This window comes from Sphingomonas sp. PAMC 26605, assembly GCF_000241485.1.
In the GTDB taxonomy this organism is placed as follows: Bacteria; Pseudomonadota; Alphaproteobacteria; order Sphingomonadales; family Sphingomonadaceae; genus Sphingomonas.
Map to the genome: position 1 here is coordinate 3905354 of NZ_JH584241.1, position 5748 is coordinate 3911101.

Genomic DNA, 5748 nt, shown 5'->3' on the forward strand with positions numbered 1-5748 from the left:
CCCCTCCACCACCAGCCTGAAGAAGGCTGGCGGTCCCCCTCCCCCGGTTCCCGGGGGAGGATTTAGGGTTTACCGCTGCGGCCGCTTGACCGGCCCACCCGGCCGCAACGTCGGCCGCGGCTGGTGGCGCACCGGCGCCGGCCCGTTCGCGCGACGCGGGCTGCGCTCGGCCTCGACCGGCCCGCCCTGGACCTGCTCGAACTGCACGCCGCCCTCAGCCTCTTCGCCCGCGGTGCGCTTGACCGCCGCCATGAACTTGCCTGCGATGCCGCTCGGCACCTGGAACATCGTCTCGTTGGCAGCGATGCGGATCGCGCCGACCTCGTTCTTGGTGATGTGCCCGCGACGGCAGATCAGTGGCAGGATCCAGCGCGGATCGGCATTCTGGCGACGGCCGATGTCCATACGGAACCAGACGATGTCGTCGAAGCCGTCGCGGTGATGCTCCTTGCCCGCCTCGCGCGGCGAAGACCCGCCCGCCTCGATCATTTCCTCGGGCGCCGGCATCCGCGCGCGATAGCTGCGCACCAGCGCCGCCGCGATATCTTCGGGGCTCTTCTTCTCGAGCAGCTGCTGCGCGAGCGCGCGATCGTCGTCGTCGACCTCGACGTCTTCCATCAGCATCGTCATCAGCCGCGACTTGTCGGCCTTGCGGATGTCGTCGACGGTCGGCGCGTTCATCCACTCGACCGCGATGCGTGCGCCGCGCAGCATCATCTCGACGCGACGCTTGCGCTGGTACGGCACGATCAGGATCGCGGTGCCCTTCTTGCCCGCACGACCGGTACGACCCGAGCGATGCTGCATCGTCTCGGCATCACGCGGCAGCTCGACATGGATGACGAGGCTGAGCGACGGCAAATCGATCCCGCGCGCAGCGACGTCGGTCGCGACGCAGACCCGCGCTCTCTTATCACGAAGCGCCTGCATCGCGGCGTTGCGCTCGTTCTGGCTATGCTCGCCCGACAGCGCGACCGCGGCGAAGCCGCGCTCGATCAGCCCGGCATGGAGATGGCGGACGTTGTCGCGCGTCGCGCAGAACAGCATCGCAGTCTCAGCCTCGTGGAGGCGGAGCAGATTGACGACGGCATTCTCGATATCGGCGGGGGCAACGGTCACCGCCTGATATTCGATGTCGCCATGCCCGCGATCCTCGCCGACGGTCGAGATGCGCAGCGCATCCTTCTGGTAGCGCTTGGCGAGCGCGACGATCGACTTGGGCATCGTCGCCGAGAAGAGCAACGTGCGGCGCTCGGACGGCGACGCGTCGAGGATCAGCTCGAGATCCTCGCGGAAGCCCATGTCGAGCATCTCGTCGGCCTCGTCGAGGATCACCGCCTTGAGGTTCGACAGGTCGAGCGCGCCGCGCTCGATATGGTCGCGCAGACGACCCGGCGTGCCGACGACGATGTGCGTGCCGTGCGCGAGGCTGCGGCGTTCGCGCGACGCGTCCATGCCGCCGACGCAGGTCGAGATGCGCGCGCCGGCCTTGCCGTAGAGCCATTCGAGCTCGCGGCTGACCTGCAGCGCGAGTTCGCGCGTCGGCGCGATCGCCAGCGCGAGCGGCGCACGCGGCGGCGGCAGCAGGCCGTCGTCGGTCAGCAGCTGCGGCGCGATGGCGAGGCCGAACGCGACGGTCTTGCCCGATCCGGTCTGGGCCGAGACGATGACGTCGCGGCCTTCGGCCTCGGGCTGGATGACGGCGGCCTGGACGGGGGTCGGGGCTTCATAGCCACGGGCGGAAAGCGCTTCGGCGAGAAGCGTGGGGAGGTGTGTGAAGGGCATGGTATTCCGAATATGGGGGCGGCGGGTTCGCGCGCCAAAAAGGGCCCTTAGCACGGGCGTGGAGGAAAAGCACGGGGGGTGTGGAGAACGACGCTACGTCTCGCTTACCGCCCCTTCTTCCTCCCCTCCCTGGAAGGGAGGGGTTGGGGGTGGGTCGGCCCGTGGCGGCGGCTGACCTCAGCCAGAATCGCTTCGGCAACGCCGTCCGGGTTTGCCATCACATCGGAATTCCAGAACCGGAGCAACTTCCACCCACGACTTTCAAGGAAAGCCGTTCGCTCCTCATCGTAAGGCGAATCGGCGTGCTGACCGCCGTCGAGTTCGATTGCGACCTTCGCCTCGCGGCAGGCCAGGTCGATGATGTAGCTGGCGACAACAAGCTGCCGGGTGAAGCGAGGTCGATACCCCCGTATGCGCAGCCAGATACGCCGCTCGGCGTCGGTTGCGTTGCTCCGCAGCGCGCGGGCGCGTCTGGTCATCTCTGGCGAGATTCGCGACATCGCAAGAGTTTGGCGCCCCGCGATACGGAGAGCAACCCACCCCCAGCCCCTCCCTTCCAGGGAGGGGAGGAAGAATTCCGGGGGGTGCCTTACACCACCTGCCCCGCCGCCCAGCCGCTCGCCCAGGCCCATTGGAAATTATACCCGCCGAGCCACCCGGTCACGTCGACCGCCTCGCCGATCGCATACAGCCCCGGCACCTTCCGGGCCTCCATCGTCTGCGACGACAGTTCCGCCGTCGAAATCCCGCCCGCCGTCACCTCGGCCTTGGCGAAACCTTCTGTTCCGTTCGGGCTGAAGCGCCAGTCGGCCAATTGCCGCGCCGCCGCGTCGACCATTTTGTCGGTCGCCGCGCCGAGTTCGCCCTCGATGCCGAGCCGATCGGCCAATGTCTCCGCGAGGCGGCCAGGCAAATGGTTCGACAACACCGACGCCAGCGATACACGCGGCCGCGCATGCTTCACCCCGACCAGCCAGCCGGGCTTGAGGTCGGGCAGGAAGTCGATCCCGACCGGCTCGCCGTGCCGCCAGTAAGACGACACCTGCAGGATCGCCGGGCCGCTCAGCCCCTTGTGCGTGAACAGCGCCGCCTCGCGGAACTTGGTCTTGCCCGCCTTGGCGACCACCTCCGCCGCGACACCCGAAAGCGAGCGGAACAGCGTCTCCTCGCCACCCAGCGTCAACGGCACGAGCGCGGGGCGCGGCTCGACCACTTTTAGCCCGAACCGCCGCGCGAGATCATAGGCGAAACCGGTCGCACCCATTTGCGGGATCGACGGGCCGCCGGTAGCGATGACGAGCGACGGCGCACTCGCGGTGCGGCCGCCGAAGCTGACGCGATACTGTCCATCGGCATGGTCGAAATCGCGGATCGCTTCACCCAGCGCGATCTCGACCCCGCCCTTGTCGCACTCGTCCTGCAGCAGCGCGACGATCTGCTTGGCCGACCCATCGCAGAACAATTGCCCGAGCGTCTTCTCGTGCCACGCGATGCCGTGCGCCTCGACCAGCGCCAGGAAATCCGCCGCAGTGTAGCGCCCGAGCGCCGACTTGGCGAAGTGCGGATTGGCCGAGATGTAGCGATCCGCCGCGGTGTGCAGATTGGTGAAATTGCACCGCCCGCCGCCCGAGATCAGGATCTTCTTGCCGATCGCCTCGGCGTGATCGAGCAGCAGCACGCGCCGCCCGCGCTGCCCGGCGGTAAAGGCGCACATCAGCCCGGCAGCGCCGGCGCCGAGAATGATCGTATCGTAGATGGGGTTCGTCATGCGGCGCCTGTGGACGCAAATGCCCGATCAGGCCAGCGTAGGGTTCAGACGGTAAAGCTTTCCCCGCACCCGCACGCGCCCTTGGCGTTGGGGTTCACGAACACGAAGCCCGCCGCGAAATCGTCCTCGACCCAGTTCATCGTCGAGCCGATCAGATAGAGGATCGACCCGCCATCGACGAACAGCGTGCCGCCGGGCGTATCGATCCGTTCGTCGAACGGCTTGGCCTCGGTGACGTAATCGACCGAATACGCCAGCCCCGAACAGCCGCGCCGCGGCGTCGACAGCTTGACGCCGATCGCGTCCGCGGGCGCCTTGGCCATCAGCGCGGCGATACGCGCCTCGGCGGTCGGCGTGAGGATCAGCGCAGCAGGGCGAACGCGGGTCATGGTGGTCATCGGCTTCTTCCTCCAAAGCCCCTCCCCTTCAGGGGAGGGGTAGGGGGTGGGGGAAGCCTCGCAGAGACCTGCGCAATCCGGACACGTCCCCACCCCAACCCCTCCCCTGAAGGGGAGGGGCTTAGTGCATTACAGCATACCCAGTTCAAGCTTGGCATCGTCCGACATCTTGGCCGGATCCCATGCCGGGTCCCACACCAGATTGACCTCGGCCGACCCGACCCCCGGCACCGCGCCGACGCGCAGCTCGACTTCCATCGGCATCGATTCGGCGACCGGGCAATGCGGCGTGGTCAGCGTCATCGTGACGACCGCATGCCCCGCCTCGGTCACCTCGACGCCGTAGATCAGCCCGAGATCGTAGATGTTGACCGGAATTTCCGGATCGTAAATCTCCTTGAGCGCCGAGACGACGCCCTCGTACAGCGCCCCGCCCGGCTCGCCGGCGACATCGCCTGCGGGCTTCTGGTTGAGGAAGCCCTCGAGATAGTCGCGCTTGCGCGTCCCCCCCTCGACCGCGACGTCCTCGACGCGCGCGCGCGGCGGCTGCTCGACGGCGCCGACCTCTTGAATTTCGATCCGGTCGCTCATCCGAAAATCCTCGTTACTCTTTCAATCCCGCGCACCAGCGCTTCGACGTCCGCCGCGCTGTTGTACACCCCGAAGCTCGCGCGTGCCGTGGCATCGACGCCGAGCGCCTCCATCAGCGGCTGCGCGCAGTGATGGCCCGCGCGCACCGCCACCTTGGCTTCGTCCAAGATGGTGCCGATGTCGTGCGGATGCACCCCCGCGATGCTGAAACTGACGATTCCCGCGGAATCCTCAGGCCCGAACAGCGTCAGCGAATTGATCCGCGACAGCGCGTCGCGCGTCATCGCGACGAGCGCGGTCTCGTGCGCATGGATTCGATCGAGCCCGATCCGCTCGACATAGTCGATCCCCGCAGCGAGCCCGAGCACGCCGACGATATGTGGCGTCCCCGCCTCGAACCGGCCCGGCGGCGGCGCATAGGTCGTCTTGGCGAAGCTGACCTTGTCGATCATCGACCCGCCGCCCTGATACGGCGGCATCGCCTCGAGCAGTTCGGGCCGCGCCCACAGCACGCCGATTCCGGTCGGGCCATAGAGCTTGTGGCCCGAGAAGACGTAGAAATCGCAATCGAGCGCAGCGATATCGACCGTCATGCGTGGCACCGACTGGCAGCCGTCGAGCAGGATTTTCGCGCCGACCGAATGCGCGATGTCGGCGGCGCGGCGGCCGTCGAGCACCGAGCCGAGCACGTTCGCGACGTGCGCCAGCGCAACGAGCTTGTGCTGCGGCGTGATCATCGCCGCCATTGCGTCGAGGTCGATGCGGTGGTCCTCGGTCAGCGGGATGACGTCGATCTGCGCCCCGATCCGCTCGGCGACCATCTGCCACGGCACGATGTTGCTGTGATGCTCGAGCGTCGAGAGCAGGATGCGGTCGCCGGCCTTCAACTGCGTGCCGGCCCAGCTGTGCGCGACGAGGTTGATCCCCTCGGTCGCGCCGCGGACGAAGACGATCTCGTTTTCGGATCCGGCGTTGAGGAAGCGCGCAACCGAGCGACGCGCCGCCTCATAAGCGAGCGTCATGTCGGCCGAGCGCTGGTACACGCCGCGATGCACCGTGGCATAATCGGTGTCATAGGCGCGGGTGATCGCGTCGATGACTTCCTGCGGCTTCTGCGCGGTGGCGGCGGTGTCGAGATATGCCCAGCCGGCCGGGATGGCGGGGAAGTCCGCGACGTGGTCGAGTGGGCGGGTCTGGGTCAGCACG

General features: G+C 67.6%; 6 protein-coding genes. All 6 read right to left on the reverse strand.

Translation table 11 applies throughout. The features are described from left to right. Positions 1 to 69: 69 nt before the first annotated feature. Positions 70 to 1785 (reverse strand): DEAD/DEAH box helicase, encoded by a 1716-nt coding sequence (locus RH90_RS18120; RefSeq protein WP_010187757.1) that lies wholly within the window; start codon positions 1783 to 1785, stop codon positions 70 to 72. Positions 1786 to 1889: 104 nt separating this feature from the next. After that, positions 1890 to 2285 carry an endonuclease domain-containing protein gene (locus RH90_RS18125; protein WP_029625441.1) on the reverse strand — a complete coding sequence of 132 codons (396 nt, stop codon included), beginning with the start codon at positions 2283 to 2285 and terminating at the stop codon, positions 1890 to 1892. Between the two features lie 89 nt (positions 2286 to 2374). Further along, the gene (locus tag RH90_RS18130) at positions 2375 to 3553 is read right to left on the reverse strand and encodes an NAD(P)/FAD-dependent oxidoreductase (protein ID WP_010187759.1); all 1179 of its coding nucleotides are present in this window, start codon (positions 3551 to 3553) and stop codon (positions 2375 to 2377) included. Between the two features lie 44 nt (positions 3554 to 3597). Then, complete coding sequence (locus tag RH90_RS18135) at positions 3598 to 3951, reverse strand: HesB/IscA family protein (protein WP_010187760.1); 354 nt, start codon at positions 3949 to 3951, stop codon at positions 3598 to 3600. A 129-nt stretch (positions 3952 to 4080) separates the two neighbouring features. Continuing rightward, positions 4081 to 4542 (reverse strand): SUF system Fe-S cluster assembly protein, encoded by a 462-nt coding sequence (locus RH90_RS18140; RefSeq protein ID WP_010187761.1) that lies wholly within the window; start codon positions 4540 to 4542, stop codon positions 4081 to 4083. Continuing rightward, positions 4539 to 5744, reverse strand: coding sequence for a cysteine desulfurase (locus RH90_RS18145; protein ID WP_029625442.1), 1206 nt, complete (start codon positions 5742 to 5744; stop codon positions 4539 to 4541). The genes RH90_RS18140 and RH90_RS18145 overlap by 4 nt, the downstream gene beginning before the upstream one ends. Between the last annotated feature and the right edge of the window lie 4 nt (positions 5745 to 5748).